The sequence below is a fragment of the Arthrobacter gandavensis genome (genome assembly GCF_015355785.1).
Taxonomy (GTDB): Bacteria; Actinomycetota; Actinomycetes; order Actinomycetales; family Micrococcaceae; genus Arthrobacter_B; species Arthrobacter_B gandavensis_A.
Window position 1 is genome coordinate 41,424 of record NZ_JADKYW010000002.1, and the last position, 17,297, is coordinate 58,720.

A 17,297-nucleotide genomic window follows, 5' to 3' on the forward strand; every position below is an offset into this window, starting at 1 on the left:
TGGTTCTCCTTCTCAGGCCAGGATGTCGAGGGTTGTGAACGGACCGCGTTCCGCGGCCCGGTAGATCTGCTGGACCGGCAGCGGTGCCGCGTCGGGTTCCGTCCGGTGGCGTCCGGCACCGGAGTCCGCAGCTTCACCACGCTGGTCTGTTTCCGATCCCGGCTGGTCCTGCGCCGAGAGGGACAGTGAAGTGTTCATTCCCGCCCCGGAAAGGTCCCGGCGGAGGTCGGTGAGGATGGTCCGGAGCGCTTCGCGTCCCGCGTCATTCGGTGCGAAGAGCTCCACACGGATGCCGTCCCCGCTGACGTGGGCGCGGACCGTGACCGGGCCAAGGTTCTCCGGCGTCACACTCAGCGTCATCACGTGTTCGCCGGTAGACGCGGCGCTGAGGCTGAACAGCGGCTGGCTGACCTGTGCCAGGAAAGGAGCGGGCTGTGCCGGCGCCGGAGCCTGGACCGGAGCCGGTGCGGAGGCCTGCACTACCGGCACGGAGACGGCCGGAACGGCCAGTGCGGCAGCAGCGGGCTGCGTCGGCGCCGAACCCGCCTTGCCCGGCTCGACGACGGCGACGGCGTCAGTGCCGGCGTCCGCTGCCGGTGGCGCGGGCTGGTGTCCTGTCCCGGTGCCGGGAACCGGAGCAGCGGGTGCCGCCGGAACCTGGTCGGCTCGTACTGCGCCTGCGGCCGAAGTGCGGGCCACGACTGCGTCTGCGGCCGGGGCAGCGGGCGCAGCCGCCGCGGTCAGCGGGGCAGGAGACATGGGGAGCTGCCCAGCCTGCTCCCCCGGAACGGCAGCCGGGACCGGTGTCTCTTCGGTGCCCGCTCCGCCGGCAGGAACCGCAGCTGCGGCAGGTGCTGCGCCTGCGGCAGGTGCAGCGGCGGCCGCTGCCGGCGCACCAGCGACGGGCACGGCGACAACTGGAGCTGCGGCGTCCATTGCGGCGGCGGCTGTGTCGGCCGTTTCCGGCACCGCCGTTCCTGCGGCGGTGCCGGGCAGCTGGCCCCGGAACGTCCCGGATTCCGCCGGTCCCCCGGCCGTACCTTCCGCTTCCGCGGGAACAGCGCCTGCCCCGGGCACCGGCAATGAAAGCTGCAGTTCAGGGTCCACTGGAAGACCAAGTCCGTCCAGCACGGGAGCAGCGGCGAAGGGCAGACCGGCGGCAGCGGCAGTGTCGGCTGCGGTGTCGGCTGCAGTGTCGGCCGTTGGGCCGACCGTTAGGTTAGCCGCGTCGTCGTCAGTCCCTGAGCCGTTCCCCGCGCCACTGTCCGCGTAGCCGGATTGCCCCCGGAGACCGGGCAGTGCTTCGGCTGCGGCCTCGAGTGCCGTGCCGAATCCTGCACCGGCGTCCGCACTGCCGGAGGATGCGCTGCCGGAGGAGGCCGCTGCCGGCCGCGCGGTCAGGAAGGCTGCGGGTACGCTCATGCGCCCGCTCCCATCAGCGAGGCCTGCATGGCACGTGCTGAGGCAACCATGTCAGTGATGGCGGCAGCGGCGGCCGGTGAGGCGGCGCCCGGAACCGATGCGGCGCTTTCGGCAGGCAGGATCCGCCGGATCGTGGTGATGTTGGCGTCGGTTTCCCAGGCGTCGCGGATCTGGATGGTCTTACCCGGCTGCGGGGCATCCACCACCTTGCCGTTGCCCAGGTAAATGGAGACGTGGCCGCCGTCGTGCGTGAAGAGCAGGTCACCCGGCTGCGCCTGCGCCATGGAGTCCACCTTGGTTCCGGCGTTCATCTGGTCCCAGGTGACCCGGGGAAGGGTATGCCCGAGGTCCTTGAACACGTTCTGCACGAAGGAGGAGCAGTCCAGGCCTACAGCCGGGTCGTTGCCGCCCCAGATGTAGGGAAGGCCAAGGTACTTTTCCACCGATCCCATCAGCGCTTCGTTCGTTGCGCCGTCGGGCAGGCCGGACGTGGTGCCGGTGAGCGCGGACAGGGTGGCCGCGAAACCGGCTCCGCCGGTACCGGCGGCCTGGGTACCCGAAGCGCTGCCGGCGGCTGTGGCTGCCGCGGGGGCTTTTGTTCCGGCGAGGGCGTCTATCGTGGAGCGGATTTCCTGGATCCGGCCGATGGCGTCGGTCATGCTCATGAGGAAGCTTCTTTCTGCCGGCGGTGCCAGGCGGTGCCGGCAAGTTCATCCAGGACGTTCTGTTCGGTGCGCAGGTCCTCCACCGCAACGGCGTCGGAATGCTTGGTCTCCAGCTTTTCCAGCCCCACCGAACGTGCGCGGGCTGCCTGGAACTCGGCCTGGGCAGTGCTCGCTGCCGCATCCTTCAGCTGCTCCGCCGCCAGCAGGTCCGCCAGCATGCTGCGCGAAGAAGCACGTGCCGCTGCAATGGCGTTCAGCGTCGCGGCGTCGGCTGCCTCGAGCGGCGTCGCGGCCAGGGAACCGTAGGCCTCGATCCTGGCTTCTGCAGCCCGGCGAAGGTCCGCGTTGGCTGCAGCCAGCGTGCCGGCAGCGCTGTCCTGCTGCAGGCGGCGCAGCCTTAGCAGTCCGGCGAGCGGAAAGTCCCGTCCCATACCTAAACCCCCAGATTCATCGTGAGCCGCTGCAGCTGGTCCCAGGCGCTGTCCGCCGGAGTCTGCTCATCCATCCGCTGCTGCAGGAACGCGTTGATGGTGTCCTCGTGGTCCACCGCCGCGTCCACCAGCGGGTTGGTCCCGCGTTGGTAGGCGCCGACGTCGATCAGGTCCTGCGCGGAACGGCGGGCGGCCAGGACCCGGCGCAGGCCAGATGCGGCGTGGCTGCGGTCCTTGGGGTTGACCCGTGACGCTACGCGGGAGATCGAGCCGAGGGCATCCACCGAGGGGAAGTGCCCGGCTACGGCTAGCTTGCGGTCCAGCACCACGTGGCCGTCCAGGATGGAGCGGGCCGAGTCGGCGATCGGCTCGTTGTGGTCGTCTCCGTCCACCAGGACGGTGTACATGCCGGTGACCGAACCGGTTTTGTCCGTTCCGGCGCGTTCCAGCAGCTGGGCCAGCAGGGAGAAGGTCGACGGCGGGTAGCCGCGGGTCGCGGGCGGCTCGCCGACGGACAAACCGATTTCCCGCTGGGCCATCGCCACGCGGGTCAGCGAGTCCATCATGAGCATCACGTCCGCGCCCCGGTCGCGGAACGACTCGGCAATGCGGGTGGCCACGAACGCTGCGCGCAGGCGCATCAGGGCGGGCTCATCGGAAGTGGAGACGACGACGATGGAGCGGGCCAGCCCCTCCTCACCGAGGTCATCCTCGAGGAACTCGCGGACTTCACGGCCGCGCTCTCCCACGAGGGCTATGACGGACACTTCGGCGTCCGTGCCGCGGGCAATCATTGAAAGCAGGGAGGACTTGCCCACGCCGGAGCCGGCGAACAAGCCCATGCGCTGGCCCTTGCCCACGGTGGTCAGGGTGTCCAGGACCCGGACGCCAAGCTGCAGCGGCTCGGTGATGCGGGACCGCTGCATCGCCGGGGGCGTGTCATGGTCCAGCGGAACGAACTGCTCAACCTGGAGCGGACCCTTCCCGTCGATCGGGCGGCCGAGGCCGTCCAGGACCCGGCCGAACAGGCCGTTTCCGGTGGGGACACGGATCGGCATGCCCTTGGACCTGGCGAGGCTGCCGGCGGTGAGTCCGGCCAGGCGCCCGAAGGGCATGCAGCGCACGCCGTCGCGGGTCGCCGCCACCACTTCGGCGTCAACCTCTGCGCCTGGGGCGCCCAGGCTGATGAGGTCCCCGACTGCGCAGTCCAGCCCGGTGACTTCAACACTGAGCCCGACGACGGTGGAGACTTTGCCGACCCGCTGCGGCCGGGCCGCGGCCAGCGCGTGTCCGAATGCCTCGCCGCGGGGCCTGAACAGGGCGGTCGGCGATACCTGGGCGCGGCGGCGTTCCCGGCGGGACGGCAGCGGAGCGGATGCGGCACCTTCCTGCGCCTGGGCCTGCGGATTGGCGGTGAGCGTCATGCCGCATCACCCAGCAGCGCAGCCCTGGCCCGGAACAGGGCCGTGGCAAGCGTGGCGTCAAGGAAACCGTCGGGGAACTCGGTGACTGCGTCTCCGCGCTTCAGCGAGGAATCGGCAGTGAATGCCACGCCGGCCTGGTTCAGCACGTCGTCGCCCAGGACGGCGAGGTCTGCAGGATGCATCCGTACCGTCTGGACCAGCCGCACGTCAACGCCGGAGAGGGCGCGGTCGAGGGCGGCCCGGGAGGATGTCTCGCCATTGGCGAGTTCGCGGCCGAGCAGCGCTTCTGCAAGTTCCAGGGCAGCGGCGGCCAGTGAATCCTGCACTTCGGCGATGACCGGCACGGTCTGCTGAGCCACGCTTTGCTCCGCGGCGTTCAGCAGGGCCAGCGCGTGGTCGGCGCGGGCACGCAGCGCGGCGGTTTCGGCGTCGAACCGGGTTTTGAGTTCCTGCCGCAGGCGCGCCGTCTCGGCGGCAGCGGCATGCAGCCCGGCTGCGTAGCCGGCCGCGTGGCCCTGCGCCCGTCCGCGTTCCGCGGCACGCTCCGCATCGTGCCCGCCCAGCGCGGGGTAGGCCATGCGTGAGAAGGTGCGTTCCGGGGACTCAGTAGACATACTCTTCCTCGTCCGCGTGGTGGATGGTGATCGCGCCCTGGGCTTCCAGGTCGCGGATCGCCCGCACGATCGTGGCGCGGGCCTCCTCCACCTGGGACAGGCGGGCGGGACCCGATGCGGCGATCTCGTCGTCCAGGATTTCGCGGTTGCGTTCGGAGACATTGGTCCGCACGGTTTCCAGCACGGTTTCGCTGGCGCCCTTCATGGCCAGGGCCAGGACGGCGACGTCGATGCCGCGCAGCACCAGTTGCACGTCGCGGCGTTCGAGCTTGGTGAGGTCGGCGAAGGTGAGCATCCGCGAACGGACTTCCTCGGCCAGGTCCGGATCCCGGGCGTCCAGCGCCTCGAGGATGGCGCGCTCGGTGGCCGCGTCGGCACGGTTGATGATGTCCACCAGCGGCTGGATGCCGCCAACCTGGTCCGCGGCTTCACGGGCGGCGCCGACCGCGGTGGCACGGGCCTTGAGCGTCTCCGCCACAATGCGGATCGCCTCGGGAGTGGCCCGGGACATGTTGGCGATGCACTGGGCAATGTCCGTGCGCAGCTGGTCCGGGAACCCGCTGATCACCGCGGAGGCACGCTGCGGGCGCATGTGCGCCAGGACCAGGGCGATAGTCTGCGGCAGTTCGTTCTCCAGCAGGCTCACCACCTGGGGGGCTTCGGCGCGTTCCAGGAATTCGAAGGACTTGCCCGCCATCGAGGAGGCCAGTCGGTCCATCACCCCGGATGCGCGTTCGGTACCGAAAGAGGCTTCCAGCAGTCCCATGGCGACGTCGCGTCCGCCGTGGGCGCGGCGTCGTCCGTCCACCGTCATCTCGTAGAACTCGTTGATGACCGCCTCAACCGCGTTGACGTCAACGCGGCGCAGGTTCACGATCTCCGCGGCCAGTTCCTGCGCCTCGGCCTCGGTGAACTGCTGCAGCACGGTCGCCGCGCGTGAGGTCTCCAGCTGCATCAGGATGACGGCGGCCTTCTGCATGCCGGTCAATTTGGGCAGCATCGGCGCGGACACAGGGGGGCGGACCGCAGGAACTGCCGCGGTGGGCGCTTCCTGCAGTTCGGTCTCGGGGGCCGTCATCGTGGCCACTGCTGTTCCGGAACTCTGTTCGGTCATACCCGCTGCCCCTCATCCATGAAGTTGCGCAGATAGTCCGCCGTGCGGACCGGATCCTGCAGGGCCAGGTGGTCGAGTTCCTCAAGCTTGCGCTCGGAACCGGCGGCATTCGCCACGATCCGCAGGGATGCGGTGTCCACGGGAGGCTCCAGGACGGCCCGGCCCTGGTCCTGCCCGATCATCGCCAGACCGGCGGGCGGTGCCAGCGGATCGAGTTCCGGCAGGATGCCGATGTCCACGGCTTCGCGGTTCTGGCGGCGGGAGCGGATGGCGTAGGCCACCAGGGCAATGATGACGGCCAGCACGATGCCGGCGGCCAGGATGCCCATGCGGACCAGTTCGGCCCGGCGTTCAGCCGCTTCTGCCGCTTCGGCGGCGGCCAGCGCTTCCTGTGCTGCTTCGGCGCCGGTGGCGTTGAAGGCCATCATTTCCACCGTGAGCTGGTCCCCGCGGGCGGTGTCGATGCCGGCCGCGTTGGAGACAAGTGCCCGGATGTCCGCGACGTTCATGCCTGCGGCAGTGGCGGAGTTCAGCGCCACTGAAACCGTCTGCCGGTTCAGGGCGCCAGCGGGAATTTCCCGGGTTTCCGTCACCTTGTTCACCGCGTTGTTCTTGGTGGTGGATTCGGAGGTGTAGGCGCCGTCGTCGTTGCCGCCGTTGGGCACGGCGATGTTGTCCGGGCCCAGGACGCCGGCCGCGGTGTTGCCGTTGGCTCCGCCGCCGGTGTATTCCTCGGTGGTGGTGGCTTCGTTCAGTGCGGGGGTGCCGTCCGGGTTGGTGAAGGTTTCCTCCACCCGGTTCGCGGATTCGTAGCTCATGTCAGCGGCAACGGCCACGGTTGCGTTGCCCGGGCCCACAACCTTGTCCAGCATGGTCTGGACGGAGGAGGCGATCCGCTCCTCGTAGTCGGTGGCCTGCTTGTCCGCGGAACCGGTGGCGCCCACGCCGACGGCGGAGAGTACCGTCCCGGCCGAGTCGATGACGGCCACGTTGGTGGCCTTCATGCCGTCGATGGCGGCGGAGGTGAGGTGCACGATTGCCTGCACCTGGTCCCCGCTCAGGGTCACTCCGCTCTCGGTATCGATGAACACGGAGGCAGTGGGGTCCACCTTTTCGGAGACGAAGACCGTCTGCTCCGGCAGCGCGAGCTGCACGGAAGCGGTCTTGACCCCGTTCAGCGCGCCGATGGTCTTGGCGAGTTCGCCTTCAAGCGCCCGCTTGTAGGTCACTGACTGCTGGAACTCGGAGGAGGTGACTCCCATGTTGTCCAGCAGCGAGTAGCCGCCCGTGGAGGATGCGGGCAGCCCGGCGCCGGCGGCCTTGAGCCGCTGGTCGTAGACGTTCTGTTCCGGAACCATGATGGTTCCGCCGCCGTTGGCAATCTCGTACGGAACGCCGTCGGCCTGCAGCTGCTCAACGATGGTGTTCGCATCGGAGGGCTGGAGGCCGGAGAAAAGCGGCGAATAGGAGGGCTTTGATGCCCAGCTGGCCAGGGCGAAGATGCCCAGCCCCAGGACAGCGATACCAATCAGCGCAAGGGTCTTCTGCGCCAGGGTGAACTGGCCAATGGTTTTCCCCAAACGGCCAAATGCCGCGTTCACCTGTGTCATTACGCCTGCATCCGCATGATCTCGTTGAAGGCGTCAACGCTCTTGTTGCGCACGGCAGCCACCAGTTCCAGGGTTACGGAGGCGCGGGTGGAGGCGATGGTCGCGGCATGGATGTCATCCAGGTCACCGGTGACGGCCTGGACGGCCAGCTCCTTGGACGCGGAGGAAAGCTGCTGCGCATTGTCCACGGCTCCGGCGAGCTGGGTCGCGAAACCCGAGCCGTCCGTGGCCGGAACGGCCGGAGCCGTGTTTTCGAGGTAGGCGGTGGGCAGAGTGCCGGCAACGGCTGCGATGGCTGGTACGGGCATCAGGAGCGTCCAATCTGGAGGGCGGCTTCATAGGTGGCCTTGGCGCGGTCAACGACGGCGGCATTCGCCTCGTAGCCGCGCTGCGCCATGATCAGCGCGCTCATTTGTTCGGCCATGTCAATGTCCGGGTAGCGGACGTATCCGTCTTCGTCGGCGAGGGGATGGTTCGGTTCGTGGACCATCCGGCCCTCAGCATCCCCGTATTCGACGCCGGAGACGTAGACGCCGGTGTTCGCCGCGCCTTCCTGCGCGACGACGTACCGGGCCTGGAAGGCCGCGCCGTCGGTGGAAGAGGCATTGTTCATGTTCGCGAGATTGTCCGAGACAGCGTCCAGCCACTTGCGGTGGACGGTCAGGGAGCTGCCGGCAATGCCGATGGCGTCGAATGTCATTACTGGGTCCTCATGGCAGTGCGGAGGGAGTTCGCTTCTCCGCCAACGGCCTGGGAAGCGAACTGGAAGCGCAGGACGGTGTCAATGTTGGACAGGGTTTCGGTGTCCAGGTTGACGTTGGAGCCGTCGAGCCGCGTGGGTTCCAGGGAGCGGGCGGTGCTCACGTCGGTGAAGGCTTTGTTGCCGGCCTTGACCGACTTGGCAAGGGCGTCTTCGAAACTGACCCGCTGGGCGTGGTAGCCGGGGGTGTTCACGTTGGCGATGTTGTTCGCAATGCTGCGCTGGCGCAGGGCCAGGCCATTGAGCGCGCTTTGCAGCGCCACCGAGGACACGGAGTCGAACACAGGAAACCCGCTTCTTATGGGGAACGGAGCGGCCGATCCGTGGCCTGTTGCGTGAGCGATCCATGCTCACTGGTGGTTATCGGCGGCCCGACGGCGCGTGTAAGTACTTTCGCCTTTGTTCTAGGTAATTCGTCGCGGGCATCCAGGTAGGAATCCGATCAGGAACAAAGAAGCGCAGTGTCCGTCCGCACAGGTAACGTGGCATTTCACACCGCGGAACCTTCCAGGGAGAAACCATGAGCACGGCTACGGATCCGGCAACCCAGTCCTCCACCGTCCACCCTGCGGACAGCCACGGCCTGATCCGGGTTATCGGAGCACGGGAAAACAACCTCAAAGACATCAGCGTGGAGATTCCCAAACGCCGCCTGACGGTCTTTACCGGGGTTTCCGGGTCGGGGAAAAGCTCCCTGGTCTTCGCGACCATTGCCGCCGACTCCCAGCGCATGATCAACGAGACCTACAGCGCCTTCGTCCAGGGGTTCATGCCGAACCTCTCCCGCCCCGACGTAGACCGCCTTGACGGGCTGACGACGGCGATCATCGTGGACCAGGAGCGGATGGGCGCCAATCCGCGGTCCACCGTGGGAACGGCCACCGATGCCAACGCCATGCTGCGCATTCTTTTCAGCAGGCTCGGTGATCCGCACATCGGCTCCCCCAACGCGTACTCCTTCAACGTCCCCTCCGTGAAGGCGTCCGGCGCCATCACCGTAGAGCGCGGCGGCAAGACCAAAGCTGAGAAGGCCACCTTCAACCGGCTGGGCGGGATGTGCCCGCGCTGCGAGGGCATGGGGTCCGTCAGCGATTTCGATCTGGCCGTGCTTTTCGATGATTCCAAGTCCATCCTGGAGGGCGCCCTCACGATTCCCGGCTACAGCATGGACGGCTGGTACGGGCGGATCTTCGCCAACACCGGACTCTTTGACCCGAACAAGCCGATTGCGAAGTTCACGAAGAAGGAGCTTCAGGCCCTCCTGTATGCGGAGCCGACGAAGCTCAAGGTGGACGGCATCAACGTCACCTTCGAGGGCTTGATCCCCAAGATCCAGAAGTCGATGCTGTCCAAGGACCGCGAGGCCATGCAGCCGCATATTCGAGCCTTCGTGGACCGTGCCATCACCTTCAGCACCTGCCCTGAGTGCGGCGGAACCCGGCTGGCGCAGGAGGCGCTCTCCTCGAAGATCAAGGGGAAGAACATCGCGGACCTGTGCTCCATGCAGATCAGCGACCTGGCTGAGTGGGTCCGGAAGCTGGAGGAACCGTCGGTGGCGCCTTTGCTGGCCGGGCTGCAGCATCTGCTGGACTCCTTCACGGAGATCGGCCTGGGCTACCTCTCGCTCGACCGTCCGGCGGGAACCCTGTCCGGCGGTGAATCCCAGCGAACCAAGATGATCCGCCACCTCGGCTCCTCGCTGACCGATGTCACCTACGTCTTCGATGAACCGAGCATCGGGCTGCATCCGCATGACATTGAGCGGATGAACCTGCTGCTGGTGGCCCTGCGGGACAAGGGCAACACGGTGCTGGTGGTTGAACACAAGCCGGAGATGATCGTGGTGGCGGACCACGTGGTGGACCTTGGCCCCGGAGCCGGAACCGGCGGCGGGGAAATCTGTTTCGAGGGCACCGTGGAAGGGCTGCGCGCGTCCGGGACCGTTACCGGCCGCCATCTGGATGACCGGGCACAGTTGAAGGAGTCAGTGCGTACGGTGTCCGGCGTGCTGGAGGTGCGCGGCGCGTCCGCCAATAACCTGCAGGACGTCGACGTCGATATTCCGCTTGGCGTGTTCTGTGCCCTGACCGGTGTGGCCGGCTCGGGGAAGAGTTCCCTGATCCGCGGGTCGGTGGCGAAGCGGGACGGCGTCGTCGTCATTGACCAGAGCGGGATCAAGGGGTCCCGGCGGTCCAACCCCGCCACGTACACCGGGCTGCTGGAACCCATCCGGAAGGCGTTCGCCAAGGCCAACGGGGTGAAGCCGGCGCTGTTCAGTTCAAATTCGGAGGGCGCCTGTCCGGTCTGCAACGGCGCCGGGGTCATCTACACGGACCTCGGAGTCATGGCCACCGTGGAGTCCACCTGCGAGGAATGCGGCGGCAAGCGCTTCCAGGCCGCCGTACTGGAGTTCACCCTGGGCGGGCGGAACATCGCGGAGGTCCTGGCGATGTCCGCCGCGGAAGCGCTCACGTTCTTCGCCGGCGGCGACGCCAAGACCCCCGCAGCGCACAAGGTCCTGGAGCGGCTCTGTGACGTGGGGCTGGGCTACCTGACCCTTGGTCAGCCGCTGACCACGCTTTCCGGCGGCGAACGCCAGCGCTTGAAGCTGGCGGCGCAGATGGCGGAAAAGGGGGACATCTACATCCTCGATGAGCCCACCACGGGTTTGCACCTGGCGGACGTGCAGCAGCTGCTCGGGCTGCTGGACCGGCTGGTCGATTCCGGGAAGTCGGTGATTGTGATCGAGCACCACCAGGCGGTCATGGCGCACGCGGACTGGATCATCGATCTGGGTCCGGGGGCAGGGCACGACGGCGGACGGATCGTTTTTGAGGGCACGCCATCCGAGTTGGTGGCGGGGCGGTCAACCCTTACGGGGGAACACCTCGCCGCTTACGTGGGCGCCTAGGCTATGTGGGTCGCTTAGCCGGCGACGTCGAGGTAGACCGCTCCGCCGGAGGAGGCGCTGGGGACGCTGCGGATCAGTTCCGCCTGCTTCCGGATCATCCTGGATTCGTTGCGCAGCTGCGCGTAGGCGCGCTGCTGGGCCATTGAGAGCAGCCGGGCGCGTGTGGCGAATTCAGCCGGCAGCGGTCCCAGCTCGTGCGGCGGATGCCAGGCGCTGGCGACGGTGCGGGCCTGGTCCAGGACAGTGGAGCCGTCCAGGAACGCTTCCAGGTTGTCCTCGAGCTGGGTGAGGACTTCATCCCAGCGTTCAAGGTTCTCCTGGTGCGGGGTCAGGTATTCCCCCACTGGTTCAGCCGACACCGAGGGTACCGCCGGTTCCGGTTGTACCGGCGGAGGGCGCCTGGGCGGGCAGCTGGGCGGCGGCTTCGTGCCAGGCGTCCCGCAGCGGTTCGAGCAGGTTGATGCATTCGCGGGTCATGGCGGCGCTGTGCTGCAGGTTGGCTTCCACCATGGCCTTCATCACGTAGCCGTAGATGGCCTGGAGGTTCTCGCCGCCCTCCCATTCGTCGACCTTCAGCGTGCCGCTCAGTTCGGCGACAATGCTCTGGGCGTGCACCAGCTGTTCGCTGGCGGCCTTCCAGTTTCCGGCCTGCTGGGCGGCTTCGGCGCGGTTGAGGTCCAGCAGCATCCGGTCATAGAGCATGGTCAGGAGACGGACCGGTGACGCAGACATGACGGCGTCACGGATGAATTCGGCGCGTTTGGCCTGCAGCCCGTAGCTCACGGTCACTTCTTTCCCGAGTTGGAGGAATTGAGCGAGGCAAGCTGGCCGGTCAGCCAGTCCTGCTGGCTCTGCAGCTGGCTCAGCTTCACTTCAAGGTTGCCCCAGATTAGTTTGAGGGTTGATTCGCGGCTGGCCAGGCGGCGGTCCCAGTCTTCGATCTGGGTGTTCAGCGAACGGACTGTCGATTCCTGGCCGGTAATGCGCTGGGTGAGCAGGCCGTCGTACTTGTCCGACGCCACCTTGCCGGCGGCTTCGACGCGACCCGCGATGGCCTGCAGGGTCTCCTGCGTCTTGGTCGGATCAGCCTCCATGGCCGCGGCGAATTTCTCCGCGTTGAACTCCACCGTTCCGTCTTTGGTGATCACCACGCCGATCTCCGACGGAGAGCGTCCGTCGACGGGTGACGTAGCGGCTTCCATGATCTGGCGCTTGATGTCCCGGATACCGGCGTCGCCGGTGAACACTCCGCCTGAGGCGGCCGTGTTGCCTGAAGACGTGGAGACGGTGACGGCGCTATTGCGGTTGATGTAGGCAAAGACATCGGCCAGTCCGGCCACCAGGTCCGAAGCGACCTTGGAGATCGCCTCGTCGTCGCGCGCAACGTTGACGGTCAGCGCGGTGTTGGCCGGGGTGTCTGCGGCGAGGGTGATATCCACCCCGGGCATCAGGGCCTTGAAGGTATTGGTGGAAGAGGTGATCTCCTGGGCGGCCGGAGTGCCTGCCCACAGGGTGAGCTTCGCGTCCTGTGCCGGCTTCAGGACGTCCATGTCCGTTCCGCCGAGGCTGGCCGTGAAGGCTCCCTCGGAGCCGGTCTTAGCAGCTGTGAACTGAACCCGGTACTGCTGGATGCCGTCCACGCTCCCGGTAGCAATCTTCACGCCGGTAACGCCGAGGTTGGCCTTGTTGACTTCGCTGATGACCTCATCCATGGACTTGTCCGTGGTGTCAAAGGAGGTGACCGTGCCGTTGGCGGAGATCGCGAGGACACTGTTCGACGGCCAGGCTGCCATGGCGCCGGAGAGAGAAACCTGAGCTGTGGCCGTCTGCGATACGGAAATGTCCAGGGAGCCGGCCGCAGCGCCCGCCGTGGTTGTAGCCGTGACTTTTTCGGAGGTGGTGCTGGCTTTGAACAGGTCCGTGCCCGCTGGCTTGGATACCTTGGCAGCGTTTTCAGCTAACGAGGCGATCTTGGTGTTGAGGTTCTGCAGGCCGGTAATGAAGGTCTGTGTGCTGCTGACCCTGTTTTTGAGCAGGACCTGCGGACGTGCCTCAATGTCCATGAGCTGCTTGATCATTTCGGACGTCTTGATCCCGCTGATCAGTCCGTCAATGCCTAGCGCCATGCGAAATGCTCCTTGTACGTTTCCCTCAGACTCTGCCTCGCTGCTGCGGAGGGACTAAGCCGGTTTGGTTCTAGCTGAAAGTTTGAGACCGCGGACCGAGGCCGGATAAAACACCGCAGGCAGGGAATGGGCTGGCGGGAAAAGTGTGAGGTCCAAGTCATTCTTTTCCCGCCAGCGGCCATTCACCTGCCGGTTCTGCGGTTACTGCTGGTTGCGGTTCAGCCGGAGCGTTCCCACGGATGGTCCCGTTATTACTGCAGGAGCTGCATGACGCCGGAGTTCATCTGGTTGGCCTGGGCCAGCATTGCCGTGGCAGCGCTGGACAGAATCTGGGACTTGGTGAAGTTACCCATTTCCTGTGCCATGTCGGTGTCGCGGATACGGGAGTTGGCAGCTGAGAGGTTCTCGACCGAGACCGCGATGGAGCGTGCGGTGGACTCAAGGCGGTTCTGCTGTGCACCAAGGGATGCACGCTGATCGGAGATTGCCGCAATCGCAGTGTCCATAGCCAAAACTGATGTTGCGGCTGCGTCCGAGTCGGCAACGGACGCGCCCGTAACGGCAGTGACCACAGCTGTCATAGCCGTGAAAGCAACTTCCAGCTGATCTTCCGCTGCAACGCCGCCTGCGCCGATCTGAACGGTGATTGACGTGTCAGCATTGAGCAGTTTGATGCCGTTGAAGTTCGTTGAAGACTGGATACGGCCAAGCTCGGCACCCAAGGCGTCGATTTCGTCCTTGATGGCGTCACGGGACTTGGTGTTGTTGGAATCGTTACCACCCTGAACAGCGAGATCGCGCACTCGGTTCAGGATGTTGTGGACCTCGGTCAGAGCGCCTTCAGCGGTCTGGATGAGGCTGATGCCGTCCTGGGCATTGCGGCCGGCAACCTGCAGACCGGAGATCTGGTTCTTCAGACCTTCGGAGATAGCCAGGCCGGCGGCGTCGTCAGCTGCGCGGTTGATACGCAGGCCGCTGGAGAGGCGCTCCACCGACTTGGCCTGGTTGGTCTGGTTCAGGTTGAGGTTGCGCATCGCGTTGAGCGAAGAGACGTTAGTTGCAATTGTGAAACCCATGATGAATTCCTCCGTGATTGGGCGATTACTACGAGGCCCGTCCGTGGGCCTGTACCCCTAGCTATCGGCCCCAGTCACTGCGGTGTTAGGAATTCGGGAAAGAATTTTCAAGCATTCTGAGAGCTAGGACACGGCAGCGTTCAGCCCGTGCCCCTGAACCTGGAAAGTGGGCCCATGGTGCGGATCCAGGCGGGTCAGGCCGCCCGCGGTCCACTCCCCCACCGAAGTGAGATAGGCGTTGCGGCGGGCCGGCGAAATCCGCGACTCGAGCGGCGCCGGAGTGTCAGTATCCGAGTAGTGGGTTCCCAGGCCGTCACGGAGCAGGCGGACAGCCTCGGCGCGCTGCTGCGAAATAGCAGAGTGTGTGGCTCCGAGCTCCGCGGCGAGATCCTTGACTGAACGGTCGTGGAAGTAGACCTGCTCCACGATGTACCGCATCTTTTCCGGCAGGGCCGCCACGGCGGCACGCAGGTACTGCAGGCGCTCGGTGGAGAGAGCTGAGCCTTCAGGTGACGGCAGGGCACTCACCAGCGACTCCGCGGCGGCGTCGTCCAGATGGGAGACGGTGCGCGAGGCGTCGGAAAGCGCGTCCTCCGCCGTCGAGCGGTCAACGCCCATGGCGGAAGCGATCTCGTCCACCTTCGGGCAGCGGCCCAGCGCAGCAGTCAGTGTTTCCTTGACTGCGAGGGTTTCCTTGATGCGCTTGCGGGCAGTCCTGGTGGCCCAGTCATTCGAACGCATTTCGTCGGCGAAGGCGCCGACAATCCGCCGTCGGGCGTAGGCACCGAACGGCACCCCCAGCTCCGGATTAAAGGAGTCGGCGGACGTAATCAGGGCAATAGCCCCAACCGACGCAAGGTCATCCCTGGACAGATGCGTGGCTTTGGCACACACCTCTGAGACCAGATAACCAACCAAAGGTAAGTTCTCCACAACCAAAAGGTTGCGTTCATCGCGATTCAACTAGTGGACCCCCAAGTCCTTGTTCCCCAACAAAATACGCTGACCGCTGGGACAGGAGCTGAGTCTCCCGGTTCATCCCTTACTTTGGCGCAATAGCTGCAACATACCACTAACATTGGAACCGCAGGTGCCGATAGGGGTTTCTGACGGATTAAGTTTTCTGGGCCTGCACACGCGGGCGTCTTTGAACCCGTTGCCGGATGTGCCAACACGTCCGTCGGAGACAGAGACATTTGCGTGCGTCGCAGGAGGTGAGCAAGGCATGGGAACCCAGAAATTATCCGCACTACTCTGGGAAGAACGGGAGCTGCTGGAGCTCCTAACCTTCAAGCTCGAAGAAGAACAACTGCTTCTAACCTCCGGTAAAACCCGCTGGCTGCAGCACGCCACGCGGGAAGTCGAACAGGTTTTGGAACGCCTGCGTGCCGCGAATCTGGCCAGGACGGTGGCCGTTTCCGAGCTCGCGCAGGAGTGGGGCATAGCCGAAGATGCAACTCTTCGGGAGATCATTGCCGCTGCTCCTCCCGGACCGTGGACTGAGATCTTCACGGCCCATCTGCAGGCGATGACTGAACTGACGGTAAAGATCCGCGATCTGCGCGACACGAACGAGCAGTTCCTGCGGACTGCTGCGCGCTCCGCCCAGGAAACCCTCGCGGGCCTGGGTACTGAAAGCAAGACGTACACGTCCAACGGCACTTCGGCCGGCACCGGCAGCGGCGCCCGGATCGTGGACAAGCAACTCTGAAGACCGTGAACAAAGGAACCAGCACGCCATGAGCACCTTCAGCGGCCTGAACACCGCCTATACCGGTCTGAGCGCAGCCCGCAAGGGACTCGACGTCGTCGGGCAGAACATCGCCAACGTCAACACCCCCGGCTACACCCGCCAGCGAGTTACCACCTCCGCCATGGGCGGGGCGGCGGTCACTGGCAAGTTCGCCACCGGTGCCCGCGTGGGCCAGGGCGTCTCCGTTGACGGCATCGCCCGCTTGGGCAGCATGCAGCTGGACACCCGGGTACGGGCCACGGCAGCGGCGTCGGGCTTCTCTGCCGTACGCGCCAACGCCCTCGCCGGACTTGAGACCAGCCTCAACGAACCCGGCAAGAACGGTATTTCAGCCTCCCTCACAGAGTTTTGGGCAGCCTGGCAGGGTGTTGCCAACAAGCCCGGGAATGAGGCGGCTGCCACTGCGCTGATCGGGCAGGCCAACATCATCGCCACCCAGCTGGCCACGGGGTATAACTCCGTGAAGGAACAGTGGGCCGGTGCGCACAACCAGCTGACGGATATGGAAGCTGAGCTGAACGGCGCCGCCTCCCAAATCGCTTCGCTAAACGCTCAGATCCGCACCACCCTGGCCTCGGGCGGCACGGCCAACGAACTCATCGACCAGCGCAACGCCCTCACCACCACCATCGCCGCCCTCGCCGGCGGTACCGTCCGTGAATCGGACAACGGCATGGTGGACGTGCTGATCGACGGCAACGCCATCGTTTCGGGGGACCTTGTCCGCCCGGTAAAGGTTGCCGGCGGCAGCGAGATGGGTGGAGACGCGCCCCGGCTTGAGTGGGCGCACCGGCCCGGCAGCAACATGGCCGCCAGCGGCGAAATCGCCGGTGTGCTGAGCATCCTGGCCCCGGCCGCCGACGGCGGAATCCTCGCCTCCGCTGCAGAGGGCTACAACAAGTTCGCCAACGAGCTGGCCAGTGCGGTGAACGACGAGCATAACGGCGGCATCAACACGGCCGGGATTGCGGTAGGCAACTTCTTCAGCCACGACACCGATCCTGCGGCGCTGTCGCTCAAGGTCATACCGACCGATGCTTCAGGCATCGCCACCGGCGCGGCGAACCTGGGCAACCTGGACAGCTCCATCGCGGACAGAATCGCCCAGCTGGGAACCGGCCCGAAGTCCCCCGACTCCGCCTGGGCCAACTTCGTCAGCGGCATCGGCGCGAGCAGCCGCGTGGAGATGCAGCAGGCGGAGCTCGCCGGCGTCGCAGCCTCTGCCGCCGTCGACATGCAGCTCTCCAACTCCTCCGTGGACCTGGACGAGGAGAACCTGAACCTCCTGGCCTACCAGCACGCCTACCAGGGTGCGGCGCGGGTCATGACCGCCATCGACGAAATGCTCGACACCCTCATCAACCGCACCGGCATTGTGGGAAGGTAACCCC

18 protein-coding genes are annotated in these 17,297 nt (G+C 66.0%); 3 read left to right on the plus strand and 15 right to left on the minus strand.

What is annotated here, in order from left to right; genetic code table 11:
* Nucleotides 1–12: 12 nt before the first annotated feature.
* The 10 genes from ITX31_RS15945 to ITX31_RS00265 all read right to left on the minus strand — a co-directional run bounded on the left by ITX31_RS15945 (nucleotide 13) and on the right by ITX31_RS00265 (nucleotide 8,324).
* Nucleotides 13–1,422, minus strand: a complete 1,410-nt coding sequence (locus ITX31_RS15945; RefSeq protein ID WP_194781492.1) for a flagellar hook-length control protein FliK — start codon at nucleotides 1,420–1,422, stop codon at nucleotides 13–15.
* Nucleotides 1,419–2,087 (minus strand): C40 family peptidase, encoded by a 669-nt coding sequence (locus tag ITX31_RS00225; protein ID WP_194781493.1) that lies wholly within the window; start codon nucleotides 2,085–2,087, stop codon nucleotides 1,419–1,421. The genes ITX31_RS15945 and ITX31_RS00225 overlap by 4 nt, the downstream gene beginning before the upstream one ends.
* Entirely contained in the window at nucleotides 2,084–2,518 is a 435-nt protein-coding gene (locus ITX31_RS00230) for a flagellar FliJ family protein (RefSeq protein WP_194781494.1), read from the minus strand. Before ITX31_RS00230 ends, ITX31_RS00225 begins: the two co-directional genes overlap by 4 nt.
* A 2-nt stretch (nucleotides 2,519–2,520) precedes the next feature.
* Complete coding sequence (locus ITX31_RS00235) at nucleotides 2,521–3,942, minus strand: FliI/YscN family ATPase (protein ID WP_194781495.1); 1,422 nt, start codon at nucleotides 3,940–3,942, stop codon at nucleotides 2,521–2,523.
* A complete protein-coding gene (locus ITX31_RS00240) occupies nucleotides 3,939–4,556 on the minus strand; it encodes a FliH/SctL family protein (RefSeq protein ID WP_194781496.1) in 618 nt (205 codons plus the stop codon). Before ITX31_RS00240 ends, ITX31_RS00235 begins: the two co-directional genes overlap by 4 nt.
* Nucleotides 4,546–5,556 (minus strand): flagellar motor switch protein FliG, encoded by a 1,011-nt coding sequence (gene fliG / locus ITX31_RS00245; RefSeq protein WP_194781697.1) that lies wholly within the window; start codon nucleotides 5,554–5,556, stop codon nucleotides 4,546–4,548. Before fliG ends, ITX31_RS00240 begins: the two co-directional genes overlap by 11 nt.
* A gap of 110 nt (nucleotides 5,557–5,666) precedes the next feature.
* Nucleotides 5,667–7,280, minus strand: coding sequence for a flagellar basal-body MS-ring/collar protein FliF (gene fliF, locus ITX31_RS00250; RefSeq protein WP_194781497.1), 1,614 nt, complete (start codon nucleotides 7,278–7,280; stop codon nucleotides 5,667–5,669).
* Nucleotides 7,280–7,588: a flagellar hook-basal body complex protein FliE gene (gene fliE / locus ITX31_RS00255; RefSeq protein ID WP_194781498.1), complete on the minus strand. Its 309-nt coding sequence runs from the start codon at nucleotides 7,586–7,588 to the stop codon at nucleotides 7,280–7,282. Before fliE ends, fliF begins: the two co-directional genes overlap by 1 nt.
* Nucleotides 7,588–7,980, minus strand: a complete 393-nt coding sequence (locus ITX31_RS00260; RefSeq protein ID WP_194781499.1) for a flagellar basal body rod protein FlgC — start codon at nucleotides 7,978–7,980, stop codon at nucleotides 7,588–7,590. The genes fliE and ITX31_RS00260 overlap by 1 nt, the downstream gene beginning before the upstream one ends.
* Complete coding sequence (locus tag ITX31_RS00265) at nucleotides 7,980–8,324, minus strand: flagellar basal body rod protein FlgB (protein ID WP_194781500.1); 345 nt, start codon at nucleotides 8,322–8,324, stop codon at nucleotides 7,980–7,982. The genes ITX31_RS00260 and ITX31_RS00265 overlap by 1 nt, the downstream gene beginning before the upstream one ends.
* Before the next feature lie 236 nt (nucleotides 8,325–8,560).
* On the opposite strand from ITX31_RS00265, the gene ITX31_RS00270 reads away from it, so the two are divergent.
* Nucleotides 8,561–10,951, plus strand: a complete 2,391-nt coding sequence (locus ITX31_RS00270) for an ATP-binding cassette domain-containing protein (protein ID WP_194781501.1) — start codon at nucleotides 8,561–8,563, stop codon at nucleotides 10,949–10,951.
* A gap of 14 nt (nucleotides 10,952–10,965) precedes the next feature.
* On the opposite strand, the gene ITX31_RS00275 is transcribed toward ITX31_RS00270, so the two are convergent.
* From ITX31_RS00275 to ITX31_RS00295, 5 genes are all read right to left on the minus strand, one after another.
* Nucleotides 10,966–11,310 (minus strand): hypothetical protein, encoded by a 345-nt coding sequence (locus ITX31_RS00275; RefSeq protein WP_194781502.1) that lies wholly within the window; start codon nucleotides 11,308–11,310, stop codon nucleotides 10,966–10,968.
* Nucleotides 11,300–11,734 (minus strand): flagellar export chaperone FliS, encoded by a 435-nt coding sequence (fliS, locus tag ITX31_RS00280; RefSeq protein ID WP_323745532.1) that lies wholly within the window; start codon nucleotides 11,732–11,734, stop codon nucleotides 11,300–11,302. Before fliS ends, ITX31_RS00275 begins: the two co-directional genes overlap by 11 nt.
* Nucleotides 11,735–11,736: 2 nt before the next feature.
* A complete protein-coding gene (gene fliD, locus ITX31_RS00285; RefSeq protein ID WP_194781503.1) occupies nucleotides 11,737–13,077 on the minus strand; it encodes a flagellar filament capping protein FliD in 1,341 nt (446 codons plus the stop codon).
* A gap of 251 nt (nucleotides 13,078–13,328) precedes the next feature.
* On the minus strand, nucleotides 13,329–14,153 hold the full coding sequence (locus tag ITX31_RS00290; RefSeq protein WP_194781504.1) for a flagellin: 825 nt from the start codon (nucleotides 14,151–14,153) through the stop codon (nucleotides 13,329–13,331).
* Between the two features lie 123 nt (nucleotides 14,154–14,276).
* Nucleotides 14,277–15,116, minus strand: coding sequence for a sigma-70 family RNA polymerase sigma factor (locus tag ITX31_RS00295; RefSeq protein WP_194781505.1), 840 nt, complete (start codon nucleotides 15,114–15,116; stop codon nucleotides 14,277–14,279).
* Between the two features lie 262 nt (nucleotides 15,117–15,378).
* Between ITX31_RS00295 and ITX31_RS00300 the strand changes: the two genes are divergently transcribed.
* Nucleotides 15,379–15,864 (plus strand): flagellar protein FlgN, encoded by a 486-nt coding sequence (locus ITX31_RS00300; protein ID WP_194781506.1) that lies wholly within the window; start codon nucleotides 15,379–15,381, stop codon nucleotides 15,862–15,864.
* Between the two features lie 28 nt (nucleotides 15,865–15,892).
* Nucleotides 15,893–17,293, plus strand: a complete 1,401-nt coding sequence (flgK, locus tag ITX31_RS00305; RefSeq protein WP_194781507.1) for a flagellar hook-associated protein FlgK — start codon at nucleotides 15,893–15,895, stop codon at nucleotides 17,291–17,293.
* The last annotated feature ends 4 nt before the right edge of the window (nucleotides 17,294–17,297 follow it).

What these genes read in the sequence shown, in the direction of transcription:
- ITX31_RS00230 (WP_194781494.1), bottom strand. Translation starts at nt 2,518, where the DNA reads ATGGGACGGGACTTTCCGCTCGCCGGACTGCTAAGGCTGCGCCGCCTG.
- flgK (WP_194781507.1), top strand. Translation starts at nt 15,893, where the DNA reads ATGAGCACCTTCAGCGGCCTGAACACCGCCTATACCGGTCTGAGCGCA.
- ITX31_RS00225 (WP_194781493.1), bottom strand. Translation starts at nt 2,087, where the DNA reads ATGAGCATGACCGACGCCATCGGCCGGATCCAGGAAATCCGCTCCACG.
- ITX31_RS00240 (WP_194781496.1), bottom strand. Translation starts at nt 4,556, where the DNA reads ATGTCTACTGAGTCCCCGGAACGCACCTTCTCACGCATGGCCTACCCC.
- fliF (WP_194781497.1), bottom strand. Translation starts at nt 7,280, where the DNA reads ATGACACAGGTGAACGCGGCATTTGGCCGTTTGGGGAAAACCATTGGC.
- ITX31_RS00300 (WP_194781506.1), top strand. Translation starts at nt 15,379, where the DNA reads ATGGGAACCCAGAAATTATCCGCACTACTCTGGGAAGAACGGGAGCTG.
- fliE (WP_194781498.1), bottom strand. Translation starts at nt 7,588, where the DNA reads ATGCCCGTACCAGCCATCGCAGCCGTTGCCGGCACTCTGCCCACCGCC.
- ITX31_RS00290 (WP_194781504.1), bottom strand. Translation starts at nt 14,153, where the DNA reads ATGGGTTTCACAATTGCAACTAACGTCTCTTCGCTCAACGCGATGCGC.
- fliD (WP_194781503.1), bottom strand. Translation starts at nt 13,077, where the DNA reads ATGGCGCTAGGCATTGACGGACTGATCAGCGGGATCAAGACGTCCGAA.
- ITX31_RS15945 (WP_194781492.1), bottom strand. Translation starts at nt 1,422, where the DNA reads ATGAGCGTACCCGCAGCCTTCCTGACCGCGCGGCCGGCAGCGGCCTCC.
- ITX31_RS00260 (WP_194781499.1), bottom strand. Translation starts at nt 7,980, where the DNA reads ATGACATTCGACGCCATCGGCATTGCCGGCAGCTCCCTGACCGTCCAC.
- ITX31_RS00270 (WP_194781501.1), top strand. Translation starts at nt 8,561, where the DNA reads ATGAGCACGGCTACGGATCCGGCAACCCAGTCCTCCACCGTCCACCCT.
- ITX31_RS00235 (WP_194781495.1), bottom strand. Translation starts at nt 3,942, where the DNA reads ATGACGCTCACCGCCAATCCGCAGGCCCAGGCGCAGGAAGGTGCCGCA.
- fliG (WP_194781697.1), bottom strand. Translation starts at nt 5,556, where the DNA reads ATGCTGCCCAAATTGACCGGCATGCAGAAGGCCGCCGTCATCCTGATG.